Genomic DNA, 25,106 nt, shown 5'->3' with positions numbered 1-25,106 from the left:
AACATTGTTCGTAATGGTTACGGCCGAATAACCCGCCCCGAATAATCTTTGTTTGTCGGTCTTATTTTGTCGCCACCGGCATCGCCGACTGCAGGGCCGAATTATCCAGCATCAGCACCCAGTCCTGCCCGTACCCGCTGCGGGGCGGCGCGAACTTCTGCTGCCCGGTATTGGCAAAGGTCCCGGCTGGCTGCGTCTTGCCCGTGCGCGGGTCGAACCAATTGGCAATCACCTCCCGACCGCCGATTTTGCCCATGTTGACCGTAAACGGCCGACCGGCGGCCGAGTAAATAAAGGCGTAGTCCTTCCCGCGGGTGGCCTGAATCCGGTCGGCGGGGCCGTTGCTGGCCTCCACCAGCAGCGACTGGTCGGGCACGCGTTCTTCCATCGGCCGGGATTCCATCAGGCTCCGGACGGCCCGCATCTGGTTGGCGGCGGGCAGTTCGAGGGCCTCGTGCCAAGCCATGTGCGGGCCGTTGACTGGTTCGCGGCCGGGGGCGTACATCTGCCAGATGTCGTGGCAGCCGTAGGTATGGCCGAACGCCCCGGCAAACAGGTCGAGGTAGGCGTAGCGGCGCACGTCGTGGGCGTTGGACGTTCCCAAGTCCTTCGCGTTGAAGCAGACCGGGTGGTCTTCGTACAGCGGTTCGCCGTCGATGACGGGCTTGGCCGGTGTGCGGTTATAGGCAAAGGTGATTTTGTCGTAGGTTTCGGTATCGCGGCAGTGCCCGTTCTGGAGCATGTTGAAATCGAGCCAGTTGTCGGTATGGAACCACTTCGACGAGCCGCCGTCCTGCATGCCGTTGGGCTGCGGGTGGTAGGTCATCAGCGCCTTGTCGTGTCCGCCGACGCCCTCGGCCACGCCTTCCGCCATCGCCCGCCAGACGGCCACGTCCTGCGAACCCTCGCGCGGGTTGCGGTCGCCGCCCAGAATCCAGATGACGTTCTCGCGGTTTTTGTAGCGGGCGCCGATCCAGCGGCCGTAAGCCCGGGCATTTTCAGGCGTGAAGATTTCGGGGCCTTTGCCCCAGGTCGATTTATTCAGCTTGTCGCCCCAGGTCGGTAGCAGGCCGATGGCCAGTCCGTTCCGGGCGGCGGCGTCAATGACATAATCGACGTGCCGGAAATACGCGTCGTTGGGTTTGGTCGGGTCGTTGTCGATCAGGGGTTTATCGCCGTTGGCATTGGGGCTGTTCAGGCCGTCGAGTTCGGCCAGGGCCACGGCCTGAATGACCGTAAAGCCCTGCTCCGCGCGGCGTTTCAGGTAGCGGTCGGCCTCTTCGCGGGAAAGGCGGTGGAAAAGCTCCCAGGCCGTATCGCCCAGCCAGAAAAACGGTTTGTTGTTTTTGGAATGAACGAGGTAGCGCTGGTTGGCAGAAATTTTAAGGCGTCCGTTGTCAAAAGGCGATTGTGCCGAGCCGGTCAGAAAAAGGGCCAGCAGGCCGGCCGTCAGGAAGGCTTTTTTCATGCAGAGTAGTATCGTTAAGGTACTCCTTCCAAAAGCAGGGTTCCGCGGGAAAATACTAAACCGGCCGGGGCAAATAAAAAGGCCGTCCGGTTTCCCGAACGGCCCGGCACCGAGGCGCCTGTTTTCATGAACGTTGAGTAAAGTTACGATGTGCGGCCTGTCGGCCTGATACGGAATCCCGTCACGGTCGGCCTTTAAATTTCCCGACCGTTGACATTACAAAATTAGTCTATGGATGTAGTGAAGAAATGAAAATCGTCTTAAAACTGTGTCTGACAAAAATCACGTCCGCGGGACTCCGCAAGGCTCTGTTCAGCAAAAAGGCAGCTTCTCCAGACAAATAAAGAGTGTACCTGTCTAGTTAATCGACTTCCGGAAGCAGACAAGGCGCTCCACTTCGTCGTACCCCAGGGCCGCGTGCGCCCGCAGGCTGACGGCATTATCCAGTTCGACATCCGAGGCCATTTCGGTGCAGCCCAGCTGGCGCGCCCAGGTTTCCGCCGCCCGCACGAGCGCCGCCCCTATCCCCTGCCTCCGGAACGGATCGGCCACGAACCAGCCTTCGATGTACCCGACCGGACTGCTCTCGCAGCCCTCGGCATAGTCGCGCAGGCCCGCTTCCAGAAAACCCACCAGCAGGCCGTCGGCCGTTTCGGCCAGCAGCACATGGATGCGGTCGTTTTGCAGAAAACCGGCCATTTCGGCCAGCCAGTCAGACGGATCGGCATCGCTCCATAACTGGCGGCGGAGCGTATACCAGGCGGGCAGATCAGCGGCAGTAGCGGAACGGATGGTCATGGCGGCGTGTCCTGATTTGGTTTTTGATTGTAAGTTTACGCAAACAAGCCCATTGGGTGTTAGTTTGTCCTGTATGAAAGAAAGCATTGCGGACCTGATTGCTCAGGGAGAAGGCTCCCGGCTCGAATTTAAGGTGACGATTCACTCCGCGCACCGCATCGCCCGAACCCTCACCGCTTTTTCGAATACGGCGGGCGGTCTCCTGCTGGTCGGTATCGCGGACGACGGAAAAGTGGCGGGCATTGAGTCGGAGTACCGCGAAATTCAGAAACTGGAGAAGGCGACCGATTTTTTTGTTGACCCGCCGATTGCCGTCAGTTACGAAGTCGTGATTGCCGAGGGTAAACGGGTGCTGGTCATCCGCGTGCCGGAAAGCGAGGACAAGCCGCACCAGGCCGTCGACGAACGGGGTCAGCGCACGATTTACGTCCGCGCCAAAGACAAATCGGTGCCCACCAACAAGCTGATTCTGACGGGCGAAGGGCCGGATGCCCAGCTCATGCAGTCGTCCAACGTCCGGAATCTGATTCAGTTTCTGCGTAAAAATGAGCACATTACGGCCAAGCGGTTTGCGCAGCTGGTCAACATTTCGGATGCCCGGGCGCTGAAACTTCTGCGGCAACTGACCGAACAGGGTTTGCTGCTGATGGTGGACCGGACGCGGCCCGTGCAGTTCTCGCTGAAAGTGTCGGACTGATTTTTTATCCGGGCGAACCGGCACGTCGGCCGGGTCGGTGCCGCTGCGCTGCGAAATTTTTGCGACCTTTGTCCCCATCATGGCGTCGCTGCGGCGACCGACTTTGCCGTTTACCAGGTATGATCTCAACCGAAACACCTCCCGACAAACAAACCATTACCCAATTTTTCACCGGTCTCCAGGATCGCATCTGTGCCGCGCTGGAAGAAACCGACGGCGGTGCCCGCTTTCAGGAAGACCTCTGGGAACGGGCCGAAGGCGGCGGCGGCCGGACGCGAATTCTGCAGGAAGGCGCCGTGATCGAAAAAGGCGGCGTGCTGTTTTCCGCCGTTCACGGGCCGGCGTCCGAGGCGACGCGGCGGCAGATGAACGTGACCGAGCCCGTCGATTTTTACGCGACCGGCGTATCCATTGTGCTCCACCCGCGCAGTCCGATGGTGCCCATTATTCACATGAACGTCCGGTATTTTGAACTGAGCAACGGCATCAATTGGTTCGGCGGCGGCATCGACCTGACGCCGCACTACCTCGACCGCCAGGATGCCCGGTGGTTTCATCAGCAGCTCAAAACCGTCTGCGACCGCCACCATCCGGATTTTTACGCCAAGCACAAAGCCTGGGCCGACGATTATTTCTACCTCAAACACCGCGACGAAACCCGGGGCGTCGGGGGCATTTTCTTCGATTACCAGAAACCGTCGGAGGAGTTTTCGAAAGAGGCGATCTTTGCCTACGTGCAGAGTGTGGGGGACGCGTTTGCTCCGATTTACACGCATTTTATGCGCCAGAACCGCGACCTGCCCTTTGGCGAAGCCGAAAAACAATGGCAGCTGCTGCGGCGCGGCCGGTACGTGGAGTTTAACCTCGTCTGGGACCGGGGCACCAAATTCGGGCTGGAAAGCAACGGCCGTACGGAGTCCATCCTGATGAGCATGCCACCGCAGGCCAACTGGGCCTACGATTACAAACCACAGCCCGGCAGTCGGGAAGAAGAAACGCTTCTGGGGCTGAAGAAGGGCGTGGACTGGTTGAACCCTTTGGGCTAACTGTGGGGCCGGTTTTACCAGAAAACGCGGCCATTTCCCGGGATTAATCATAAACCGCTGAAGCGGTTGAAAACCGCCTTTCAACGGCTCGTGGCCCACGGTTTCAACCGTTTGAACCCACGGTTAAAACCGTTTGGACCCACGGTTAAAACCGTGGGCTAATCCAACTCGATTTTTAGGTTCGGGAAAGCCCGGTGCAGCACGTCCGCCAGCGTCCGGAGGCCCCATTCCTCGCTTCGCAGGTGTCCGATGGCGGCGACGGCCATACCGGTCTGCTCCACGGCTTTACGAGCGGGCTGTCGCCACTGGCCGGTGATGTACAGCTTCGCACCCCGTTCGGCCGCCTCCCGGACGAGGGCCTCGTTCATGGCCCCGACCACCGCAATCCGGTCCACCGGACAGTCGGGGTCGCCGGTGAGCGAATCCAGTCCGCCGAAGTGCCGGGTCAGCTGCGTCTGCCAGGTTTGCAGCGACTGCCGGGGGGCGTCGCCGAGCATCCCGATGGCGCGCGGCGGCAGCCCTTCTGCCTGTTTATACCCCAGTTCGGCCACTTCTGTCAGGCGGAGAACGTCCGCCAGCGGGGTGTTGTGCCCGAGCGTCAGGGTTTCGTCAAACGGCAGGTGGTGGTACAGGACCGGCACGTCCGGCGGCAACTGGCGCAGATCCAGTTTCCAGGGCCGGTGCAGCCAGAGCGCATCCGGCGGGGCCGTCCGGAGCCGTTCATAGAGCCGGGCGGAAGGCTCCAGCGCCACCGCCAGCCGCCGGAGGGGCCGATGGCCGGCGCGATACACCCCGCCCTGCTCGTCGGGCGCAAAGCTGCGGACCGAAAAATACGTACTCAGAAACGCCACTACCTCCTCCATCGCTGCGCCGTTTGGTCAACCGCCGATCAGATCGGCGAGGCGGCCGCGGTCTTTGACCCGCACGCCTTTTTCGGTTAACTCCACGGTGGCCGCTTCGGTTGTGGGGTCGTGCTCAAAAACCAGAATCCAGTTTTCGGCGGCGGCCTGCTTCAGCACGGCTTCTTTCTCCTGCATCGTCAGCAGCGGACGCACATCGTAGCTCATCACCCAGGGCAGCGGCACGTGGGCGGCGGACGGAATCAGATCGGCGGCGTACAGCACCATCCGGCCGTTGACCTGGAGTTTGGGAAGCGTCATTTTTTCGGTATGCCCGTCCACATGCAGTAATTCCGTTCCGGGCAGCGCAAAGCCGTCCGTGTCGATAAACCGGAGTTGCCCGCTTTCCTGCAGCGGCAGCAGGTTTTCGCGCAGAAAAGAAGCCTTCTCGCGGGGATTGGGGGCCGTGGCCCATTGCCAGTGCGCGGAGTGCGACCAGAAGATGGCATTCGGAAAAGCGGGCAGCAGCCGGTCGCCCTGCCGCACGACCGCGCCGCCGACGTGGTCGAAGTGCAGGTGAGTCAGCAGCACGTCCGTGATGTCGGTTTCGGTGTACCCTGCGTTCCGGATGGAATCGGCTAGCGAAGCCTCGCCGTGGAGGTCGTAGTGACTGAAAAATTTCTCGTCCTGTTTGCGGCCGATGCCGGTATCGACCAGCACGAGCCGGTCGCCCGCTTCGATCAGCAGGCAGCGCATGGCCCAGGTACAAAGGTTACGTTCGTCGGCCGGATTCTGTTTGTTCCAAAGCGTTTTGGGCACTACGCCAAACATAGCGCCTCCGTCAAGTTTGAAGAAGCCGGTGTCGAGGGTTTTGAGTTGCATGGACTTGTCTGGATTTAGCGGCAAAGCAAGGAAAATCCGCTTAAAAACGTGCGACGGCCCGTTTCCCGTTGTCGCCAAAGTCGCTTTGTCAGACACAAAAACGTTGATATGTATGAATTCCGGCTGGTTGACCGCTCCGTTCGGCATCATTTATTTTCCGACAAGTCCGCATCAGATTGAGAAAAAAGCTAGTTTTGCAGAACACAGCAGCCCATTTCAGTTTAAATCCTTTTTTAATTCTGGTAAAATTTTCTGGCACGGTCCTTGTAATTATCAGACAAGAAAGCAGCTTAAAAATTTACCGCCGCCAACGGACCGGGAAACGTTTTGAGAAAGCCTTCCGCCGGTCGGTGCGCCCGTTTTGGGGTGCGGAAACCAACTAGCGAAATTAATCTGTAGACTAGTAGACTGTCAGACGAGATTTTGCGTTATAGGTAAAGCCGAGGGTCTATCCCGAAGCTTCACTTAGGCGCAGGTCGAAGGTTGACGTAGCAATACTTAAAATCTCGCTTGCAAATAAGTGATCAATCGGAAAGTTCGGTGCACACGATTGTGCCGGCCTTTTTTCCAGCCTTGTCTGCGCTACGGTAGGTGTAGGCAAGGCAGGTAGGACAGAGAAAAATGGCAGTAAAAGTCCCCAGACAGGTGTTTCCGGGGACTTTTCTTTTTTTCTGCCGGATCTCCGTTACTGATCTCTGTCCTCTTTTTCGGACTCGGCGCCTTTGGCTCCCGAGTTACCCGGAGCGTCGTCGCGGTGGTTATCGCCCGCTCCCTGGTGGTTGTCTTCGTTCTCGCCTTTGCCGACGTTATCCAGTGAATTATTCTCCCGTGTGTTTTTTTCCATCCTCGTATTCTGCTGCTGATGGCAGAACTGGAGGTTGATCGCAATCAGCGCCACCAGTCCGACTCCAAGCGCCGGCAGCAGCCAGCGGAGAAAGGCCGTGCCGCGCGGGTCGCGGTTGGTTGGAGCCGCCATGGCCCCCTTCCGACTATAGCGAAAAATGATGAATCCCAGAAAAAGCAAAATAACCAGGACAAACAGAACCAACTCAAATCCAAATCCCATAATCGTATCTGTTTAAGGTTTGCCCATACAACCACCTGTATGCGGGGCCGGGAAGGAATGCGGAAGGACAGTGAGGATTTGGCCCAGCGGCTCTGTTTTCGAACTTTCCCTCCCAACAACCCGTTACTTCTCCGGATATGTGCCGAGCGTTCACTATGTGGGAAAAGAGGAATACCGCCGCCAGCAGTCCCCTGACCAAACAGGGCTGTGTACTGGTTGTGGAAGACAATACCGATCAATGGGTGTTTATTCAACTGGCCTTCCGGAAAAGTGCTCCGGCCGTGGAACTGGTGCTGGCCACGACCGTCCAGCAGGCGACCCTTTACCTGGAAGAATGCGAACGGGCCGGCGGCGATTACCCGCTGCTTATCCTGCTTGACCTTTATACCCCCTGGCGCGACGACAGCCTGCTGCTCCTCGAAGCGATCCGCCGCAAAACCACGCCGCTGAGCCAGACCCCGATTATCATGCTGACGGCCTCCGACGATCAGGAGGACATTACCGCCGCGTTTGCCAACGGCTCCAACGCGTACGTGGTCAAACCTTCCAGCTTTTCGGCCTGGCTCGACTGCATTCACGACGTAAACGGGCAGTGGCTGAGCCGGAAACGCAGGCCATAAACCTCCGACCGTTTGTTCTGAGACAAATCACTTTCTTTTTTGAGGGCAATCAAGGCACGGGCGGGAAGAAGACGGTAATCTTGGGACGTTTCCAAACTGCCCGATTGCCATGATCCGCCTCTTGTTTGCTTTTCTGCTGGTCGTCCACGGCCTGATCCACCTCATCGGTTTTACGCAGGCCTGGGGCCTGAGCCGCCTCGCCGAATTTTCCGGCAAAACGATTTTCCCGCTTGGCGAGCAGGCGTCCAAAGCCGTTGGGCTGCTCTGGCTCGTCACCTGCCTCGCTTTTCTGGCGGCCGCGGGCAGTTTTTTGCTGAAACGGGAAAGCTGGTGGATGATCGCCCTCCCGGTGGCCGTTGTTTCCCAACTGCTGGTGATACTGTACTGGCCCGACGCCAAAGCCGGAACGGCCGCCAACCTGCTGATTCTGCTTGTCGCCGCGGTTTCTCTCGCCAACTGGCGCTTTGAGGAGTCGGCCCGGGCCGAAGCGCAGACCCTGCTGGAACAGGAAGCCGATGCACCCGCATCCCGGCTTGTCACTACCGAAATGCTCAGCGAACTGCCTCCGGTCGTGCGGACCTGGCTCGAACGGGCCAACGTGGTGGGAAAACCGTTCATCCACACCGTCCGGCTGAAGCAGCGGGGCCTGATGCGGACCAAAAGCGACGGCAACTGGATGCCGGTCGAAGCCGAGCAGTATTTTACCGTCGACCAGCCGGGTTTTGTCTGGAAAACGCAGGTCCGGATGGCTCCCCTGCTGGAGATGACCGGCCGGGACCTGTACCGCGACGGGCACGGCAACATGACGATCAAGCTGCTGTCGCTGGTGCCGGTGGCTGACGCCCGGGGCAACGAGGTGGACCAGGGCACCCTGCTCCGTTACCTGAGCGAGATCATCTGGTTTCCGACCGCGGCCCTGCATCCCTACCTCCGCTGGGAAGCCCTGGACGGCCGGTCGGCGCGGGCGACCATGAGTTACGGGTCTGTTACGGCCTCGGGAACTTTCCACTTCAACGAAGCGGGCGACGTCGCCGGTTTTGAAGCCAGACGGTACATGGAGCAGAACGGAAACTATTCGCTCGAAACCTGGACAACCCGCGGGGATACGTTCAAAACGCTGAGCGGGGGAATCCGGATTCCCACCGAAGGCGCGGCCACCTGGAAGTTGAAATCCGGCGACTTTACCTGGTTCAAGCTCACCATTGAAGCACTGGACTACAACCGCCCGGTCCTTTACTGATCCGCGTGCGCCCGGCTGTATACATTTTACGGTTTTCCCTACCACTTTTACGGGTAGCGGAATAACCCGGCGTTCGGATTGGTAGTTTTGAGAAAGAAAGGGCCATGATCATCTACGATACCATCCGGAAATACAGCGAGACGTTCAACAACAGGACCCTGCATCCGCTGATCAATCTGGTCCATCTCGATAAGGCCGGTCCCTTGAAACGAACCCGCTTCCGGCTGGATTTTTATGCCGTCATCATCAAGGAAACCAACTGTGGCGATCTGCGGTACGGCAACCAGTACTACGACTATTCGGAGGGCACGGTGGTGTTTATTGGTCCGGGGCAGGTCATGGGCAGCGAACCCGAGGGCGAACTGCACCAGCCGTACGGAAAGGCGCTCATTTTTCACCCCGACCTCATCAAAGGCACTAGTCTGGGCCGACAGATCTACGAGTATTCCTTTTTCAGCTACCAGTCCAACGAGGCCTTACACCTCTCGGATGCGGAGCGGGCGACTCTGGATAACTGCTTTGGGAACATCACCGCGGAAATCAGCCAGACCATCGACCGGCATAGCAAAAAACTGCTGGTCGCCAACCTGGAACTGCTGCTGAAATATTGCTCCCGTTTTTATGACCGCCAGTTTATCACCCGTGAGCACGTGAATCACGGCATCATCGGGCAGTTTGAAGAAGAACTGAAGGAGTATTTATGGAGCGACAAGCTGAAAACGAACGGCCTGCCCGGCGTTGCCTACTTTGCGGACGCCCTCAACCTGTCGCCCAATTATTTTGGTGATTTAATCAAAAAGGAAACCGGCAAATCCGCCCTGGAATACATCCAGCTTCACCTCATCGATCTGGCTAAAGAACGGATGTTTGACCCCAGCAAGTCGGTCAGCGAAATCTCCTACGAGCTGGGTTTCAAGTACCCGCAGCATTTCACCCGGTTCTTCAAGCAGAAAGTGGGCATGGCTCCCAACGAATACCGGGGGCTCCAGTCAAAGCTCAACTGATCCGGGTTCCGCCCGTCAAAGCGTCCTGACCACCTTCGCCGGAACTCCGGCCACCACCGTATTGGGAGGAACGTCCCGATTGACGACCGCACCCGCGGCCACGACCGAGTTTTCGCCCACCGTTACGCCCGGCAGGATGGTAGCACCGGCCCCAATCCAGGCATTCCGGCGGATCACAATGGGCTTGAGCAGGAGCGTTTTGCGGTCGGCGGGGTCCAGCGGATGGTTTTCGGTAATGAGGCTCACTTTGGGGCCGATCAGTACGTCATCTTCCACCGTGATGCCGCCAATGTCCACAAAAGAACAGTCGTGGTTGATGAAGATGTTTTTCCCCAGCCGCGTAAATCGGCCAAAATTGGTATAAAAGGGCGGAAAAATCGTGGTGGAAGCGTCGATCTCCGTGCCGATGATGACGCTGAGCCGGGCGCGGACCGCATCCACATCGGTCGCCGCCGCGTTCATCTCGACACATAAGCGAATGGTGTGCGCCACGGCTTCGCCGAACTTCGGGTACTCGGGGTCATCCCGGCGGAGAGGCTCCCCCGCCTGTAGTCGCTGAAAAATATCGGCAGTTGCTGATTCGTCGGGCATAGGCTGTCTGATTAAGTCGTCCGCAGGAGCTTATCCGGGGTAATGGGCAGCTCGCGGATGCGCTGGCCGGTGGCGTTGAAGACCGCATTGGCGACGGCCCCGGCAAAGCCGATCAACGCAATTTCTCCCATCCCCTTCGCGCCCATCGGGTTGATGATCGGGTCGGGTTTGTCGATGAAAATCGTTTCGATGGCCGGGACGTCGGCGTGGACGGGCACGTGGTAATCGCCCAGGTTATTGTTGACAAAGCGGCCAAACCGGTGGTCGATGACGGCTTCTTCGGTCAGGGCCATGCCGATGCCGCCCGCAACCCCGCCGATCATCTGGCTGGCGGCCGTTTTGGGAGAGACAATCCGCCCCGAATCGGCCACGCTGACGGCTTTGGTGACGCGCACGACGCCCGTCAGCGGGTTGACCCGTACCTGCACGAAATGCACCGAGAACGAATACATGGAGTACTTTGCCTGATTGGGCCCGCCCTTCGAGTCGCCGCTTTTGTCGATCACCGTCAGGTTGTTTGTCCGCATCAGGTCGCTGACGGCCACCCGTTTAGCCGGGTCTTTTTCGACGAAAAGCTGCCCGTCGGCCAGCGTCAGTTCGTCGGCCTTCCTGCCCGCCAGCGGCCCGCCCGCTTTGGTAGCCAGTTCGACGAGCGTATTTCTGATGGCCGTACACACCTCGAACACCGCCGAGCCGACCGCCGACACAATGGCCGAGCCGCCCTGCGTGGGGGCTTTCGGCAGCGACGTATCGCCGTAGGCCACTTTGATCCGGTTCACCGGGACGCCCAGCACGTTGTGGGCAATCACCGTCAGGGCGGTGCCGGTGCCCGGCCCGATGTCGGTCACGGCGCTTTGCACCGTCAGCGACCCGTCGGCGTTTAGCAAGGCCCGTGCGCTGGCCTCCCACCGGAAGGCGTTGAACGTACCTGTGCTCATGCCATAGCCCACCAGCCAGTCGCCCTGGCGCACACTGCCCGGCTGGGGTTTGCGGTCCGTCCAGCCGATGGCCTCGGCTCCTTTCTGGTAGGCTTCCCGAAGGTGTTTACTCGAATAAGGCCGGTTGTGTTCGGGGTCGGTTTCGGTATAATTCCGCAGGCGGAAGTCGATGGGGTCGATGCCCAGTTTGTAGGCCATTTCGTCCATCGCCGATTCGAGCGCGAAGGCGCCCGTCGCTTCGCCCGGTCCGCGCATCCAGATGGGCACACTCCGGTCGAGCCGCACGATGCGGTACCGGGTGCTCACGTGGGGGCAGGCGTACATGAACTTGGTCATGTTGACGGTGGCTTCGGTAAAGTCTTCGTAGCTGGCCGTTTCCGCCGTTGCTGCGTGGGCGATGCCGACCAGCTTTCCGTCCCGGTCGGCTCCCATCTGAATGGTCTGCACGGTATAGGGACGATGTCCAACCAGCGTAAACATCTGCTGGCGGGTGACGACCAGCTTCAGCGGCCGACCGATTTTGCGGGCCACCGCCACCACCGCCGTTTCCTGCGGCCAAGTGCGCAGGCCCATGCCGAAGCCGCCGCCCATGAATTCGGTATGGACGTGGATGTTTTTCGGGTCGAGCTTGAACGCCTGTGCCATTGCCTGCTGGGTAGCGTTGACGCCCTGCGTTTTGGCGTAGATCATGAGGCTATCCGGGCCGGTCCAGTGAGCCAGAATACCGTGCAGTTCCATCGGGTTATGCACCTCGGTCGGAATGGTGTAGTGGGCTTCCAGCGTAACCGGCGCTTCTTTGTACCCGTCCGCTTTGCCCCGCACATAATCCCCGGAACGACCGGGTCGGCCGGGAGCAATGCCTTCGGCCACGTGCTTCCGCAGGTCGGTGCGGGCGGCCTGCCGGGTGTAGGTCGCCCGTACCAGCGAAGCCGCGTGGGTGGCCCGCTCGTAGCTGTCGGCGACTACCAGCGCAATGGGCTGCCCGTCGAACAGGATTTTGGGACTGCTCAGAATCCGGTACGTTTCCTCTGTTTTGGGCTTTGGCGCTGGCCCATCGGCCTCCCCGCCGACCGGCGCGTCCCAGCCCGGAATGGGCGGCATATTCTGGTGCGTAAACACGCCCAGTACGCCCGGTGCGTTCTGCGCCCGTCTGGTGTCGAGGCTGGCGATGGAACCCCGGCCAATCTCGCTGCCGACCAGAACGCAGTAGGCCATGTTGGGCAGCTCAAAATCGGCGAAATATCGGGCGCCGCCGGTCACTTTCATGCGCCCGTCGACCCGGTCAATGGGTGGATTTTTCGTATCGTTCGTCATGGGTCAGGCGGTTTGGGTGGCGGTTCTGAGGGCCTCGACAATGGCGTTGGGGGCCAGCGCCAGTTTAAAATCGTTTTCGCCGTAGCCCTTCGCGCCGGTCATGGCCAGCTGGGCGGCCTGTTTGAAATTGGCTTCCGTGGCGGGTTTGCCGCGCAGAAAATCCTCCGCTCCGGTCAGTCGCCAGGGTTTATGCGCCACCCCGCCCATCGCCAGCCGGATGTCTTCGATGGTATTGCGCCTGAGCTGCACCCCGACGCCCACCGACACCAAAGCAAAGGCGTAGGAAGCCCTGTCGCGCACTTTCAGGTAGTGCGAATGGTCGGCGAAACCGTTCGTGGGTAGGTCCACCGACAGAATCAGCTCGCCCGGCAGCAGCGTATTGTCTTTCTGGGGCGTGTCGCCGGGAAGCCGGTGAAAGTCGCGGAACGGAATTGTCCGGTTGCCTTTGGGACCGGATACGTTGACGGTGGCGTCGAGAGCCGCCAGGGCAATGCACATATCGCTGGGATGAACAGCAATGCATTTACTGGAGGCCCCGAAGATGGCGTGCATCCGGTTGTAGCCGCCGAGGGCTCCGCAGCCCGTCGGGCCGTTGGGCTGCCCCTTGTCCACCCGGGCCGCCGCGCCGCCCGCCTGCACGGGGCTGCGTTTGTTGCAGGGCATCGAGGGGTCGTAAAAATACGAGCAGCGGGTGCGCTGCATCATGTTGCCGCCCACGGTCGCCATGTTGCGCAGCTGCGCCGACGCGCCCGCGTTGAGAGCCATCGACAGCAGCGGAAAATGATTCTTCACGAGGGCGTGTTCGGCCACGGTTGAATTTTTGGCCATGGCCCCGATGCGGAGGCCGGTCGCCGTTTTCTCGATCGTTGCCAGCGGCAGTTTGTTAATGTCGATCAGCCGTTCGGGAATGATCACCCCGCGTTTCATGAGGTCGATCAGGTTGGTACCGCCCGCCAGAAAGTACGTCCCGCTTTCTTTGGCCATAGCGGCAATAGCGGCCTGCGGGGTCGTGACCCGCGTAAATAGAAACGGATTCATACCTTTTTCCCTCCCTCTTTTACGTCCATAATCGCCTCGACAATATTGGCATACGCGCCGCAGCGGCAGATGTTGCCGCTCATGTACTCCCGTATCTGATCGGGATTGTCGGCGTGGCCTTCCCGGATGCAGGCCACGGCCGACATAATCTGTCCGGGCGTGCAGTAGCCGCACTGGAAGCCGTCGTGTTTGATAAACGCCTCCTGCATGGGGTGAAGCCGGTCGCCGTCGGCCAGCCCTTCGATCGTCGTGACTTCGCTGCCTTCGGTGGTCAGGGCCAGCGTCAGGCAGGCGTTGACCCGCTGCCCGTCGAGGTGGACCGTGCAGGCCCCGCACTGGCCGTGGTCGCAGCCTTTTTTGGTGCCCGTCAGGTGCAGTTGTTCGCGCAGCAGGTCCAGCAGCGTAACGCGCGGTTCGATGCTCAGCTGCTGCACTTTGCCGTTGATGGTCACCTGAAGCGGCATCTGCTGGAACGTCGGCCGCTCGAAGGCGGCGGCGACTCTTTCGTCCAGCCCGTTGTCCACCGCGGTCAGGGCGGCGGGGGGTGTCATCGCCAGCGCCGCCAGGGCGGAGGATTGTTTTAAAAAAGTCCGCCGGGATGAATCAGTCTGCCCTGATTGCCCCCCTTGATTTTCCGTCTGTTCCATAATGCCGGATTTTTCTGGGCAATGCCCGGTCTGAATTAATGAGCGGCCTTATATTCTTCGTCCGTAACGGCCTGTAACCAGGTAACGGCACCGCCTTTGCTCACATTTGGATTAATGGCAATATGCGTCATTTTGTTTTGGGGACCGGCTCCGTGCCAGTGCACCACGTTCGGCGCAATGTTGACGGCCTCCCCTTCCCGGATGATCTGAACGGGTTTCCCTTTTTCCTGATAATAGCAGTTTCCCTGCTTCACCACCAGAATCTGACCGTTGGGATGCGAGTGCCAGAACGTCCGGGCTTTCGGGTCAAAAGCGACTTCGCTGACGATGCAATCGGTCTGGTCGTTGGCCGGAACCAGCGTTTTTACCCAGACGATTCCACTGAAACTGGTGGCCGGGCCACGACTGGGCTGCGGGGTACCCGCGGGTTTGTCTGTCTGTGCCATGAGCGTATTGGTTATTCCCCAAAAAAGCCAGATTAACAGGGTAAGTGCCTGACTTACCGCTTTAACGGATGTTTTCATCGCTGTAAAGTGGGTGTCTAAATGGCCGGGCGCTTACAGTGTCGCCATGTCGATCACAAAGCGGTAGCGCACGTCGCCCTTCACCATGCGGTCGTAGGCCTGATGAATGAGAGGGTCCCTCCCCACTCATCCCTGATGACGTGGAGGTCAGAGTGGCAGACCCCGCAGTAGAGAATATCGAACTGCACATCGTGAGGCCCTACTTCACGACGGTCAAAATTCCAGGGGGCCAAATCGGTTTCCTTCGCCTGGGCGGCGTATCCTTTGGCTGCGATCACAACGGATTATCTTTTTTGAATCAGGTTGGATAGACTGGCGGCTTTCAGGAAATCAGACGCCGTAAAGAGGCTCGTTCGCCGTCAGGCTCTGGTTCCAGTTCTGCCACGGGTTGCTTAATCAAAGGTATTTGATTCTCTTCCCGTGCGGTTCTCTATCGGTAAAACTGGTAGGAATATCCGTAATCGAGGTAAGGGGCGGGTGAATGATGAATAATGAAAAATAAACGTCCCTGAACGAGCGGGGGCGGGCTCTTTCAGGGACGTTCGGCAGCGGGATAAGGGGGTTAACGAAGGGTCATTTGCCGGGGCGCGGGGCGGAGACCGACGGCAGTTTCTGCGGGGTGGTGGTCGGTCCGGAGACGGTAATACGGCCCGCTTTCACCTCCATCCGGTCGATAAACACCACGCGTTCCTCGCCCGTCCGGGTGGTTCTGCCGTGGTAGACGCAGAACATTTCCTTGCCGTCGGGCGAATAGGTGATGCTGTTGTGGCCCGTGCCCGTTACGGTACCGCCCTGGGCCGTATTTTTCTGCAATACCGGGTTATTGGCGGCTTTTTTGTACGGCCCCAGCGGGGAAGCGGCCGTCGCGTACCCGACGGCGTAATGCTGACCGCCGAAGTAATTGGCCGAATACATCATGTAGTAGGTCCCGTCTTTCTTAAACGTCACGGAGCCCTCCGTCCAGCGCCGGTTCACTTCGCGGGCGGTGACGGACCGGCTTTCCCACTCGGCCTGTTTATCGTTCAGCCGGACCGGGGGCCGCAGCAGCAGCACCGGCTGGCCGATGGTTCCGGAAAAATCAGGCTTGAGTTCTACGCCGTACACCCAGCTTTCTTCAATTTCCTTGTACCAGCCTTTCTGCCGCGCCCAGTCCGCGATTTCGCTTTCCACGGGGTGTTTGTAGGCCGCGCGGGAGTAGTACAGGTAGGTTCTGCCATTGGAATCAAAAAACACATTGGCGTCAATGATGGGATAGCCGGGGTCAAAAATCGGCTTGCTGGTCAGGTCCACGAAGGGGCCGGTGGGCTTGTCCGCTACGGCTACGCCAATCCGGAAATTCTCGACTTCCCGGTTCGGGTTGACCTTCCACTGGGCGCTGTAAAAAAGGTAAAATTTGCCCTTTACTTCGTACACCTCGGGGGCCCAGTACGCCCCGCCCCAACTGGCTTTGGGATCACTCCACCCGTTTTTGTTGTCGTGAAAATAAACCTGCCCTTCCGGCTTCCAGCTGACCAGGTCTTTGGAAGAATAGGCGGCAAATCCCTTATCGGCTCCGGCCCCCGTGCCGTACATGTAATACGTCCCGCCGGTGTAGAGCACGTAAGGGTCGCCAAACTGTACGTTCAAGGGGTTGGAATAGGTGGTTTTGGCCCGGGCCACGCTTTGGGTGGTCTGGGCCGTGAGAGAGTGGAAAGACAGTGCGGTTAAGCAGAAAAGGAGCAGTACATGTTTCATGCTGACAAAAGGGCGAAAGCTACGCTAATTTACCGTTTAGGTCGGCATCTCTCAGGACAGGAACGAATGTCGGAATTCCAGGGGCGTCACATTTGTCTTGCTCTTGAATAGTTTGCTGAATGACTGCGGGTGCTCGAAACCCAGCAGATACGCCACTTCGCTGACCGATAAGTCGGTCGTCGAAAGTTTCTCTTTGGCCTTCTCGATGAGTTTGTCGTGGATGTGCTGCTGGGTGTTCTGGCCCGTTACCGTCTTCAGTACACTACTCAGGTAAGTCGGCGACACGCTGAGCTGTTCGGCCAGATACCCGACCGTCGGCAAACCGGTTTGTTCCAGCGCCTCGCCGGCGAAATAAGCCTCCAGAACGGCCTCAAACCGGTCGAGGATTTTGTGGTTGGAAATCCGGCGCGTGATAAACTGACGCTGGTAGAACCGGTCGGCATACTGAAGCAGTACGTTCAGGTGCGCGACGATGATGTTCTGACTGAATGAGTCAATCGGCTCCCTGTATTCCCGCTCCACCTGCTGAATGATGCCCACGATCAGCGCTTCTTCCTTCTCCGACAAAAACAGGGCTTCCCGAATGGAATAGTCGAAGTAGTCGTACTGCCGGATTTGCCTGGCTAGGGGCGTATTCCACAAAAAATCCGGGTGAATCATCAGCAGCCAGCCCGTATGCTCATGCGACGCCTCGGCCGAAACGGCCAGCACCTGACCGGGGGCCAGAAAGACCATCACGCCTTCGTCGAAATCATACTGCTGCTGCCCGTACCTCATCCGGCCGCTGAAATTCCGCTTCAGCGCAATCGAATAAAAATGGTTGACGATGCTCTTGGGCCGGTCCGGATTGCGGGGTTTCACCTCCTCGAACCGGACCACGCTGACGAGCGGGTGGACTGGTTTGGGAAGACCCGCAAACTGGTGGTATTCGGCAATGGACTGGATTCGGTATGGCGACTCGGTTGACATCAGGCGACGGGTTAATGGCGGGACATTCCCGGAATCCGGGTTAGCGTTGATACAACAAAGATAACCCTTCGCGGAGCGTCGTCGGCTTCCGGCCGAGCAGCTTTTCCAGGTCAGGGCTTACGGCTTCTTCCTGTCCGTTGGCGATGTCGGCGATAAAGCTGCTAATGCGGCGGGCCACCACCGGCGGCAGTCCGCGGCCAACCAGCTGGGCTTCAAAAGCGGCGGGTTCGGCCGGGCGGTAAGTCACGGACTTTCCCGAAAGGTCGGTCAGGGCCGCGGCCACGTCGGCGAAGGAGTACGACTCACTGCCGGTAAGCAGGTACGTGCGGTTGCCCGTTTGCGCCATCAGCAGGGCATTGGCTATCGCCTCGCCGAGGTCGCGGCGCCAGGCAAACGCGACCCGCCCCGCCCCGGCCGGCACGACGATGCCCCGCTCAAAAACGGCGTCGCCGCCTAAAAATTGCGGAATCGCATCCAGATAAAGGCTGTTTTGAAACAGCGTATACGGCAGGCCGCACTGTTTGATGTAGTCCTCGGTTTGGAAATGTCCTTCCATCAGGCCGTTGACCAGCGTAAGCCGGTCTTTGAGCGCCCGGCCCGTGTAGGCAATCCGCCGCACCTGTGCTTTCCGGGCCGCATCCACCACCTGCTGGTGCTGGCGAACCCGGTTTTCTTCATCCGTCCCGGCAATCAGCAGGACGGTCTCCACGCCCGGCATGGCGCGGTCGAGGGAGTCGGGCTCGTCGTAGGTTCCCACGCGGATGGTCACGCCCCGTTCCGTCAGGTCGGCGGCTTTGTCTGGGTTCCGCACGAAGGCGACAATCTGGGAAGCGGGCATTTTTTGCAGAAGCTGCTGAATGACGGCTCCGCCCAACTGGCCTGTAGCCCCGGTTACTAGAATCATGGCGATGGTATGTTTTAATTGGGACAAAGGTCCGCCGGATTACCCGCAAAGACGTAGCCGGATTCGGGATTGTTGTAGCCGAATCAGAAGTAGCGACAAAAAGGCCCGCCGGTCGAGCTAGCCCTGCGTGCTACACCGGGCGGAAAAACCGGGCGCCTGCTGCTGACGGCCCCAGGCGATAAAAGCCGCCAGAACGGCAAAGCCAACGTTGACGCCCACCCCGGAGGCTTCGTGCCGTAACAGATGGAACATCCCCGCCCCGATCATCCACACCACAACCCCCGCCGCGACCCGGGAGGTGCGTGTTGCCGGGTGACTCCGGATGGGTAAGAGCAGTCCGATGGCCCCCGCCACCTCGACGAATCCGGTAAATTTTACCAAAGCCACCGGGACCTGCGCCACCCAGGGCCACATGGTTGCCAGTTCATCAGTCGGCTGAAACCATTTTATGCCCGCGGCCCACAGGAAGCTAAGGGCCAGAACGACTTGTGTGATCCAGAGGGCGAGGTGAAGATTCCGAAACCATCTCGTTTGTGAGGTCATGGGCTGATTGATTTTGGTGAAAGCCCGAAATTAGATAGGTTTGCAATCCGCCTGCCAGCACTATCCAACCGGAAAGTGCTATCTGACCGGATAGTAACGTACCAGCCTAAACTGCGAGCCCTGCCTATGTTGAACGGTGCCGGATGTCCCAAAACGATGCTTTCTATCCGCGATGCTCTGGAAGCACTGGAAGGGCGCTGGAAGCTGCTTATTCTGTTTGCTCTGGCCACCGGTCCCAAACGGTTCGGGCAGATCTCCAGGCTGGTACCGGGGATTACCGACAAAGTGCTTTCCAAAGAGCTGAAAAGTCTGGAAGCCAACCAACTGATTAAAAGGGAAGCCCACGACACGTTTCCGCCCACGGTGGAATATTCGCTGACCGACCACGGACGATCGCTCGAAAAAGTCATGGATGAACTGCATTACTGGGGCCTCTCCCACCGCAAAATCATAATGCGTTCCTAAGGCCGCCTGTCAGCCCGCCTGGCTGATGACTCTTTGATCGCTACGGGGTCGCTCTCTGCCCGAAAGACAGGTGCTGATTTGTTCCATTCAGTACCAGACAGGCAAAAATGAAACGCATCCGAAAGACTGGTTTTTCACTAAACGAAAATCAGAAAAGTCGCCCCGGTCGAAGCCGGTTTTTGGGCGTACTCCCGCCACCGGCCCGCTTTCGGCGGCCCGCCCGGGGAAGGAATTTTCTGCATCAGGTGTAAAAAACAAAAGGCAGATTCTGAATCTGCCTTTTGTTGAACGGCTTACCACCCGGGGTTTTGCATCGCTGTTTTTTGCTCCGCCGTAAGGATGGCCCCGTTCTGCTTCACCCCGTCGAGGAATTTCTGGGGAATCGGCCGCAGCAGATGCCGGCTTTGCGGCTTCGCCTCATCGTTGAAGGCCGTCGCCCGGGTCACCAGCGTCTGGGTACGCGACAGATCCTCCCACCGCATCAGTTCGCCCACCAGCTCGCGGGAGCGTTCGTTGAGCATGAAGGCTACAAATTTGGTCGCCTCCGAAGTGGCTCCCACCCGCGAATAGAACTGGTTGGTCGCATTGAAGATGTCGGCCACGCTGTTCAGGTGCATTCCCTCCAGCGTACTGGTGGTGGCTACCGGGATGTTGTTCGACTCGAAGTAGGTGTTCTTGTCCGAATACGAGACGAACTGGGCGGTGTTGGCCGCCGGGTTGTTCTTGTAGGCCACGCCCCCGTCGACGTAGGCCGAACGGTCTTCTCCCGTTTTGTAGGCGGCCCGGTCCCGTACCTTGTTGAGGTACGGCAGCGCTTCGGCGTATTTGCCCAAACGGCCATAGGCTTCGGCGGCGATCAGGTAGGTTTCGCCCAGACGGGCCAGAATGCCGTCGCGCTGGCCGAACTGAGAGGCCACGGCATTGCGGGAACCGTCCATAAACTTGGATAAGGCCAGGTACTGGTTGGTGGTGAAGTTGCCATGACCGCCCAGCAGGTTTTCGGGCTGACCGGCGAAGTACCGCACAAACAGCGTCGGGGCCCGGAACGGAAGGCTTGCCGGGGTGTAGCGAGTGTCGCCCGGGGCGTTCACGATGTACAGAACGGCCTCTTCGCCGCCGGCAAATTTGGGTTTACCGACCAGACTCGGGTTGGGGGCCGTCGCCGCGGTCCAGGTGGGTGCCGTGGCAGGCCGGTTGGACAGGTATCTGGTTTTGAAGCTTTTCCAGAAACGCGAATCGTTCACCCGGTCGTAGACATCGATGGAGTAATCCGTGGTACGCAGCCGCTGAAACTCCCGGTCTCCGGCAATATCCCGCTGCATGCCCGGCAAGGTCTGGTACACCGACGGGTAATACAGGTGCACCTGGTTTCCGTAGCGCCCCTGCGTCGCCGTGTTGTTGGAGAACTGGGCCGAGAGGATGATTTCCTTGTTTGTTTCGTTGGGGCCATCGACCGTGCTGAAGTTCCACAAGTCACTGAAGTTCGTGGCCAGGGTGTGCCCACTGGTGTTGATAACCAGATCGGCGTATTTGATGGCGTTCTGCAAATCATCGGCTTTGGTGGCGCTGTTCCAGTCGTTGTTGATTTCACTGGCCCGGTACAGGTAAGCCTTTGCCAGGAAATGGGCCGCGGCCCATTTGGTCAGTCGCCCGGGTTCACCGGCCGTTGCCGGCAGCAGGGTATACGCCTGGGTGAAGTCTTCGACAATCTGGTCATAGACCTGCTTGGCCGTCGCCCGCGTATATTCTTCCTCGATGCTGGTCGATGGCGCCAGTTTGAGCGGAACGCCGCCAAACTGCCTGACGAGCTTGAAGTAATCGAAAGCCCGCATGAAGTACCCCTCGCCCAGGCGGGTATCGGCGGCCGCTCCCCCTCCGTAGTACTTGGGTACATTCTGAATCAGGATGTTGGCCGAGTTGATGTTGCCGTACATGTTGTCCCAAACCGTCGACAGGTCGCCGTTCTGCGAGTTCAGGTTGGCATCGTAGGAGTTGAACATCTGCTCGGTACGGTCGCCGCCCACGGTAAACTCATCGGTCCCATAGTTCGTGGTCGAATAGGCCCATTCGTAGTTAAAATGAAAGCGCAGACTCTGGTACATGCCGATCGAGAGCCCGTCCAGCCCGCTGGCGGTCTGGAAGTTCTGCGTCGTCAGCAGGGTAATCTGGTTTTCTTCCAGAAAGCTTTCCTTACAGGCCGAGGGCAGGGTCAACAGACTGACAGCCAGGACCGTCTTATATATTTTGGTAAGTTTCATAGAAAGTGTCGTTTCTGATTAAAATCCTACGTTTACACCGAAGACCAGGCCCCGATTGAAGTTGGAATTGCCCGTATCGGGATCAAGCCAGCTGATGTTGGAATAAATAAGGCCGGGGTTGAGCAGCTGGGCGTAGACCTTCACCCTCGACAAGCCTACTTTCTGCACCAGCGAAGCCGGGATGAAATAGCCCAGGGTGACGTTACGAATTTTGACAAACGACCCATCCTGGTAATTCATCGCATTCACGAATGCGTCGCCGGAAGCACTGTTGTAGTTGGGTGCCGGGTAGTCGTTGGTCGGGTTGGTCGGCGTCCAGTAGTTCACCAGGCGCTGGGCATACCGTCCCTGCAGGGTTTCTGCGCCGGTCCGAACCATAAAGTTCAACCGCGAGAAGATAAAGGCCGACAGCTGAAAACCTTTGTAGTTGAAGTTGTTGGTGATGCCACCCGTCCAGGACGGGCTGCTGCTGCCCCGGATGACGCGATCATTGTTGGCGTCGATTTTATAATCCCCGTTCTGATCGACCACCTTGATATCTCCCGGCCGAAACACCTGCCCGTTGGCGGCAAACTTCTGCATCTCTTCCCGGTCTTCCGCAGTGTTCTGCCAGATGCGGTCCTTCTCGTAATCGTAGTAGACGTTCAGCCGCTGCCCGATAAACCACAGGTTGTTGATGTCATCCACTTTTCCGTTTGCCAGGCTGACGATGCGGTCTTTGTTGGTGCCCACGTTCAGGGTGGAGTTCCACTCAAAATCCTGCGTCTTCAGGTTCACCGTGTTCAGGGTCAGTTCGATACCCCGGTTGCTGGTTTCGCCCACGTTGGTCAGCGAAGTCGTGTAGCCATTCACCGACAGGATGTTGCGCAACTGGAGCAGGTCGGTGGTTCGCGAGGTATAAACGTCCAGCGCCCCGCTGATCCGGCCTTTGAAGAGGTTGAAATCGACCCCCAGGTTCAGCTGGCTGGTGTGTTCCCAGCCCAGTTGCGGGTTCGGAAAGGAAATCGGGTTGGCCAGGGAGGCGTCCGACGAAACGTAGCCTGCCTGAACGGAACTGCCGAAGGTGTAATACAGGGTTTGCAGAACGCCCTGGGTCGTATAAGGGCCGATGGCGGCGTTACCCGTCACCCCGATGCCCGCCCGCACCTTCAGCTCGTCGATCCAGGGAGTGTTTTTGATGAAGTCTTCCCGGTCCAGACGCCACGCCGCCGAAATGGAGGGGAAGAAATCCCACTTATGCCCCGGTGCCAGCTGAGAGGCCCCGTCCCAGCGACCGAATGCCGTCAGGATGTATTTGCCGTCAAAGCTGTAATTCACCCGCGCCATGTACGAGAGCAGCGACGACTGAACGAGGTTGCTGCCAAACCCATCCAGGGCACTCACCGAGTTGAGCTGATACCACAACTGACTGTTGTAAGGCAATTTGGTCGCCGTCATGGAGGACGTTTCCTGCCGGTACGAAGTGGCATTATGCAGCAGGGTCACACCGATATCGTGTTTGCCGATGGATTTGTCATAATACAGCAGGTGATCGAGCGACCAGGAGAAGTTGTTGGTCTGGCCCAGCTGGGCGTAGTTGGTGGAACCCGGCTCGCCGCCGCCCCGGTTTACCGAGTTCTGGTCCATCCAGCGGCCGTTGCGGTTGTAATAAAAATCCGGCCCGAAGTTTACCCGATAGCGCAAGCCTTTGAGGATGTTGACCTCGCCGTACAGGGAAGCCAGGGCACGGGTGACATTGCGCAGGTTGATGTTGTACTGGTCTTCCCCGATCGGGTTCAGAATGGTGATGTCGCCGCCGGGAAGATTAATCCGTTTGCCATCGGCGTTGTAGGGAACCGCGTAGGGCAGCATGCCGATCGCCGCCGCGTACAGGCTCCCGGCTCCCGATGCACTGGTCGAACTGAAACCGTAATTTTGCTTGCTGAAAGTTCCGTCGATCGAACCGCCCATCCGGAACCACTTCACCGGATTGACGTCCACGCTCACTTTCGCGCTGTAGCGGGTATAATCCTGACCCAGCTGGGTGCCGTTCTGCTTCAGATACCCGAAGGAGCCATACGCTTTGATCTTATCGGTTCCTCCGCTGGCGCTGAGGATGTGGTCCTGGGTAATCCCGGTTCTGGTCACCAGTCCCGTCCAGTCGGTGGTCGGAACGAGGCTGCCGTCCCACGCTCCGTTCACCCAGCCTTTGTTTACGTTGGCCATCGCCACGGCGTCGTTGCCGAAAAGGCGCTGATCATCGGTCTGAGTAGGCAGCTCCGGGTAACCCGTGCCCGCGGGGGTTGTCCGGCCCGCCAGCGTGTTCAGGTAGTTGATGCGCCGGTAGGCGTTTCTGCGGAGTTCAATGTACTGGGCCGAGTTCATCATTTCCCGCCGGTCGTGGATCTGCTCCAGCGTCGTCGTTCCGACGTATTCAAGGGATAAACGACCGCTTCGGCCCCGTTTGGTCGTAACCACGACTACGCCGTTGGCGCCCCGCGAACCGTAGATGGCGGTGGCGGAGGCATCTTTCAGAATGTCGATGGACTCAATATCGTTGGGGTTGATAAACTCGATTCCTCCCGACGAAAGCGGAATGCCGTCGACCACGTAAAGCGGGTTGTTGGTGGCCGTCAGGGAGCGGTTGCCCCGGATGCGGATGCTGCCCATTTCACCGGGCCGCTCGTTGGTGGTGATGTCCACCCCGGCGGCTTTGCCCTGAATGGCCTGCATGGCGTTGGCGACCGGTCTGGACCGGATTTCATCGGCTCCGACACTGACCACCGAGGAGGTCACATCCGACCGTTTGACGGTGTTGTAACCAACGACCACAAACTCATTGAGGGTTTTGGTATCGGGCTGCAACTTAACTTCCAGCGACGTTTGCGCGCCGACAGCCACCTCCTGCGAGGTGTAGCCAACCATTGAAAACACCAGGGTGCTGTTCCCTTCGGGTACGTTCACCCGAAACCGGCCGTCTACATCCGTGACGGTTCCCCGGGTCGAGCCTTTTACCAGCACGTTTACGCCCGGCAGTCCCTCGCCCGTTTCGCCCGTAACCCGTCCGCTTACCGTCCGGTCGGCCGTTTGCGCGACAGCGGTCTGGTTGCCGGAAGGAGTCTCGCTGCCCGTTGTACTGGTTGAGGAAGCGGGCGGCAGCTGTACCAGAATGATCTGGCTGCCAACGATTTTGTAGGTGAGGCGGAGCGTTGGCAGCAAATTATTCAGGACATAGCCCAGCGTCACGTTCTGGGCCTCGAAGGTCACCTTGCGGTTCGACTGGATAACCTGCGGGCTATACGAAAACTTGATGCTGACTGATTTCTCAATGGCCGCTAGAACGGTTTTGATCTTTTCGTTATTCGCCTGAAGACTTAACCGGCGTTCAAGCAGTTCCTGAGCCGAGACGTCGGTAGCCCAGGACATGCTGACAAACAGGCAGAAGGCCATGATTTGTACCACCGAAAGTTTCATGAGTCTCAACAATAGTAAATGGTTTTTTTTCATACTTTTAAGCTGTTTGTTCGATTGTTCGTGAGTGC

The 25,106-nt window shown here is 58.8% G+C and carries 23 protein-coding genes and 1 pseudogene; 7 read left to right on the top strand and 17 right to left on the bottom strand.

Annotated features, from left to right (window positions below; translation table 11 throughout):
* Positions 1-61: 61 nt before the first annotated feature.
* Positions 62-1,468 (bottom strand): glycoside hydrolase family 140 protein, encoded by a 1,407-nt coding sequence (locus ORG26_RS19250; RefSeq protein WP_266364675.1) that lies wholly within the window; start codon positions 1,466-1,468, stop codon positions 62-64.
* 357 nt (positions 1,469-1,825) lie between these two features.
* On the bottom strand, positions 1,826-2,266 hold the full coding sequence (gene aac(6') / locus ORG26_RS19245; RefSeq protein WP_266364673.1) for an aminoglycoside 6'-N-acetyltransferase: 441 nt from the start codon (positions 2,264-2,266) through the stop codon (positions 1,826-1,828).
* A 73-nt stretch (positions 2,267-2,339) separates the two neighbouring features.
* Here aac(6') and ORG26_RS19240 point away from each other — a divergent pair, with 73 nt between their 5' ends.
* Together ORG26_RS19240 and hemF are read left to right on the top strand one after the other, a co-directional pair.
* Positions 2,340-2,963: an RNA-binding domain-containing protein gene (locus ORG26_RS19240; protein WP_266364671.1), complete on the top strand. Its 624-nt coding sequence runs from the start codon at positions 2,340-2,342 to the stop codon at positions 2,961-2,963.
* Between the two features lie 119 nt (positions 2,964-3,082).
* Positions 3,083-4,009, top strand: a complete 927-nt coding sequence (hemF, locus tag ORG26_RS19235) for an oxygen-dependent coproporphyrinogen oxidase (protein WP_266364669.1) — start codon at positions 3,083-3,085, stop codon at positions 4,007-4,009.
* Between the two features lie 158 nt (positions 4,010-4,167).
* On the opposite strand, the gene ORG26_RS19230 is transcribed toward hemF, so the two are convergent.
* Entirely contained in the window at positions 4,168-4,872 is a 705-nt protein-coding gene (locus ORG26_RS19230) for a Nif3-like dinuclear metal center hexameric protein (protein WP_266364667.1), read from the bottom strand.
* A gap of 15 nt (positions 4,873-4,887) precedes the next feature.
* Positions 4,888-5,730 carry an MBL fold metallo-hydrolase gene (locus ORG26_RS19225; RefSeq protein ID WP_266364665.1) on the bottom strand — a complete coding sequence of 281 codons (843 nt, stop codon included), beginning with the start codon at positions 5,728-5,730 and terminating at the stop codon, positions 4,888-4,890.
* 112 nt (positions 5,731-5,842) lie between these two features.
* Between ORG26_RS19225 and ORG26_RS19220 the strand changes: the two genes are divergently transcribed.
* Positions 5,843-6,061: a hypothetical protein gene (locus ORG26_RS19220; RefSeq protein WP_266364663.1), complete on the top strand. Its 219-nt coding sequence runs from the start codon at positions 5,843-5,845 to the stop codon at positions 6,059-6,061.
* 354 nt (positions 6,062-6,415) lie between these two features.
* Here the strand turns inward: ORG26_RS19220 and ORG26_RS19215 are convergent, their stop codons facing one another.
* Positions 6,416-6,796, bottom strand: coding sequence for a hypothetical protein (locus ORG26_RS19215; RefSeq protein WP_266364661.1), 381 nt, complete (start codon positions 6,794-6,796; stop codon positions 6,416-6,418).
* Between the two features lie 137 nt (positions 6,797-6,933).
* Here ORG26_RS19215 and ORG26_RS19210 point away from each other — a divergent pair, with 137 nt between their 5' ends.
* The 3 genes from ORG26_RS19210 (at position 6,934) to ORG26_RS19200 (ending at position 9,660) form a co-directional block, all read left to right on the top strand.
* Positions 6,934-7,416, top strand: coding sequence for a response regulator (locus ORG26_RS19210; RefSeq protein ID WP_266364659.1), 483 nt, complete (start codon positions 6,934-6,936; stop codon positions 7,414-7,416).
* 109 nt (positions 7,417-7,525) lie between these two features.
* The gene (locus ORG26_RS19205) at positions 7,526-8,656 is read left to right on the top strand and encodes a DUF6544 family protein (protein ID WP_266364657.1); all 1,131 of its coding nucleotides are present in this window, start codon (positions 7,526-7,528) and stop codon (positions 8,654-8,656) included.
* A gap of 104 nt (positions 8,657-8,760) precedes the next feature.
* On the top strand, positions 8,761-9,660 hold the full coding sequence (locus ORG26_RS19200) for a helix-turn-helix domain-containing protein (RefSeq protein WP_266364655.1): 900 nt from the start codon (positions 8,761-8,763) through the stop codon (positions 9,658-9,660).
* A gap of 15 nt (positions 9,661-9,675) precedes the next feature.
* Here ORG26_RS19200 and ORG26_RS19195 read toward each other — a convergent pair whose 3' ends face one another.
* The 10 genes and pseudogenes from ORG26_RS19195 to ORG26_RS19150 form a co-directional block, all read right to left on the bottom strand.
* Positions 9,676-10,251 carry a sugar O-acetyltransferase gene (locus tag ORG26_RS19195; protein WP_266364653.1) on the bottom strand — a complete coding sequence of 192 codons (576 nt, stop codon included), beginning with the start codon at positions 10,249-10,251 and terminating at the stop codon, positions 9,676-9,678.
* An 11-nt stretch (positions 10,252-10,262) separates the two neighbouring features.
* Complete coding sequence (locus ORG26_RS19190; protein ID WP_266364651.1) at positions 10,263-12,503, bottom strand: xanthine dehydrogenase family protein molybdopterin-binding subunit; 2,241 nt, start codon at positions 12,501-12,503, stop codon at positions 10,263-10,265.
* 3 nt (positions 12,504-12,506) lie between these two features.
* The gene (locus ORG26_RS19185) at positions 12,507-13,541 is read right to left on the bottom strand and encodes an FAD binding domain-containing protein (RefSeq protein WP_266364649.1); all 1,035 of its coding nucleotides are present in this window, start codon (positions 13,539-13,541) and stop codon (positions 12,507-12,509) included.
* Positions 13,538-14,188, bottom strand: a complete 651-nt coding sequence (locus tag ORG26_RS19180) for a (2Fe-2S)-binding protein (RefSeq protein WP_266364647.1) — start codon at positions 14,186-14,188, stop codon at positions 13,538-13,540. The genes ORG26_RS19185 and ORG26_RS19180 overlap by 4 nt, the downstream gene beginning before the upstream one ends.
* A 35-nt stretch (positions 14,189-14,223) precedes the next feature.
* Positions 14,224-14,634: a (R)-mandelonitrile lyase gene (locus ORG26_RS19175; RefSeq protein ID WP_266364645.1), complete on the bottom strand. Its 411-nt coding sequence runs from the start codon at positions 14,632-14,634 to the stop codon at positions 14,224-14,226.
* A gap of 194 nt (positions 14,635-14,828) precedes the next feature.
* Positions 14,829-14,990: pseudogene (locus ORG26_RS23610) on the bottom strand (NAD(P)-dependent alcohol dehydrogenase); the annotation flags it as partial.
* A 295-nt stretch (positions 14,991-15,285) separates the two neighbouring features.
* Positions 15,286-16,446 carry a glycoside hydrolase family 43 protein gene (locus ORG26_RS19165; RefSeq protein WP_266364643.1) on the bottom strand — a complete coding sequence of 387 codons (1,161 nt, stop codon included), beginning with the start codon at positions 16,444-16,446 and terminating at the stop codon, positions 15,286-15,288.
* A 51-nt stretch (positions 16,447-16,497) separates the two neighbouring features.
* Entirely contained in the window at positions 16,498-17,415 is a 918-nt protein-coding gene (locus tag ORG26_RS19160; RefSeq protein ID WP_266364641.1) for a helix-turn-helix domain-containing protein, read from the bottom strand.
* 40 nt (positions 17,416-17,455) lie between these two features.
* A complete protein-coding gene (locus ORG26_RS19155; protein ID WP_266364639.1) occupies positions 17,456-18,319 on the bottom strand; it encodes an SDR family oxidoreductase in 864 nt (287 codons plus the stop codon).
* A 117-nt stretch (positions 18,320-18,436) separates the two neighbouring features.
* Entirely contained in the window at positions 18,437-18,862 is a 426-nt protein-coding gene (locus tag ORG26_RS19150) for a DoxX family protein (RefSeq protein WP_266364637.1), read from the bottom strand.
* Positions 18,863-19,018: 156 nt separating this feature from the next.
* Between ORG26_RS19150 and ORG26_RS19145 the strand changes: the two genes are divergently transcribed.
* The gene (locus ORG26_RS19145) at positions 19,019-19,327 is read left to right on the top strand and encodes a winged helix-turn-helix transcriptional regulator (protein ID WP_323134293.1); all 309 of its coding nucleotides are present in this window, start codon (positions 19,019-19,021) and stop codon (positions 19,325-19,327) included.
* A gap of 293 nt (positions 19,328-19,620) precedes the next feature.
* Here the strand turns inward: ORG26_RS19145 and ORG26_RS19140 are convergent, their stop codons facing one another.
* Both ORG26_RS19140 and ORG26_RS19135 read right to left on the bottom strand, forming a co-directional pair.
* Entirely contained in the window at positions 19,621-21,585 is a 1,965-nt protein-coding gene (locus ORG26_RS19140; protein WP_266364633.1) for a RagB/SusD family nutrient uptake outer membrane protein, read from the bottom strand.
* 18 nt (positions 21,586-21,603) lie between these two features.
* Positions 21,604-25,038: a TonB-dependent receptor gene (locus tag ORG26_RS19135; RefSeq protein ID WP_266364631.1), complete on the bottom strand. Its 3,435-nt coding sequence runs from the start codon at positions 25,036-25,038 to the stop codon at positions 21,604-21,606.
* Positions 25,039-25,106: the final 68 nt, after the last annotated feature.

This window comes from Tellurirhabdus rosea (genome assembly GCF_026278345.1).
Lineage (GTDB): Bacteria > Bacteroidota > Bacteroidia > Cytophagales > Spirosomataceae > Tellurirhabdus > Tellurirhabdus rosea.
This window is presented reverse-complemented; position numbering and strand designations above follow the sequence as displayed.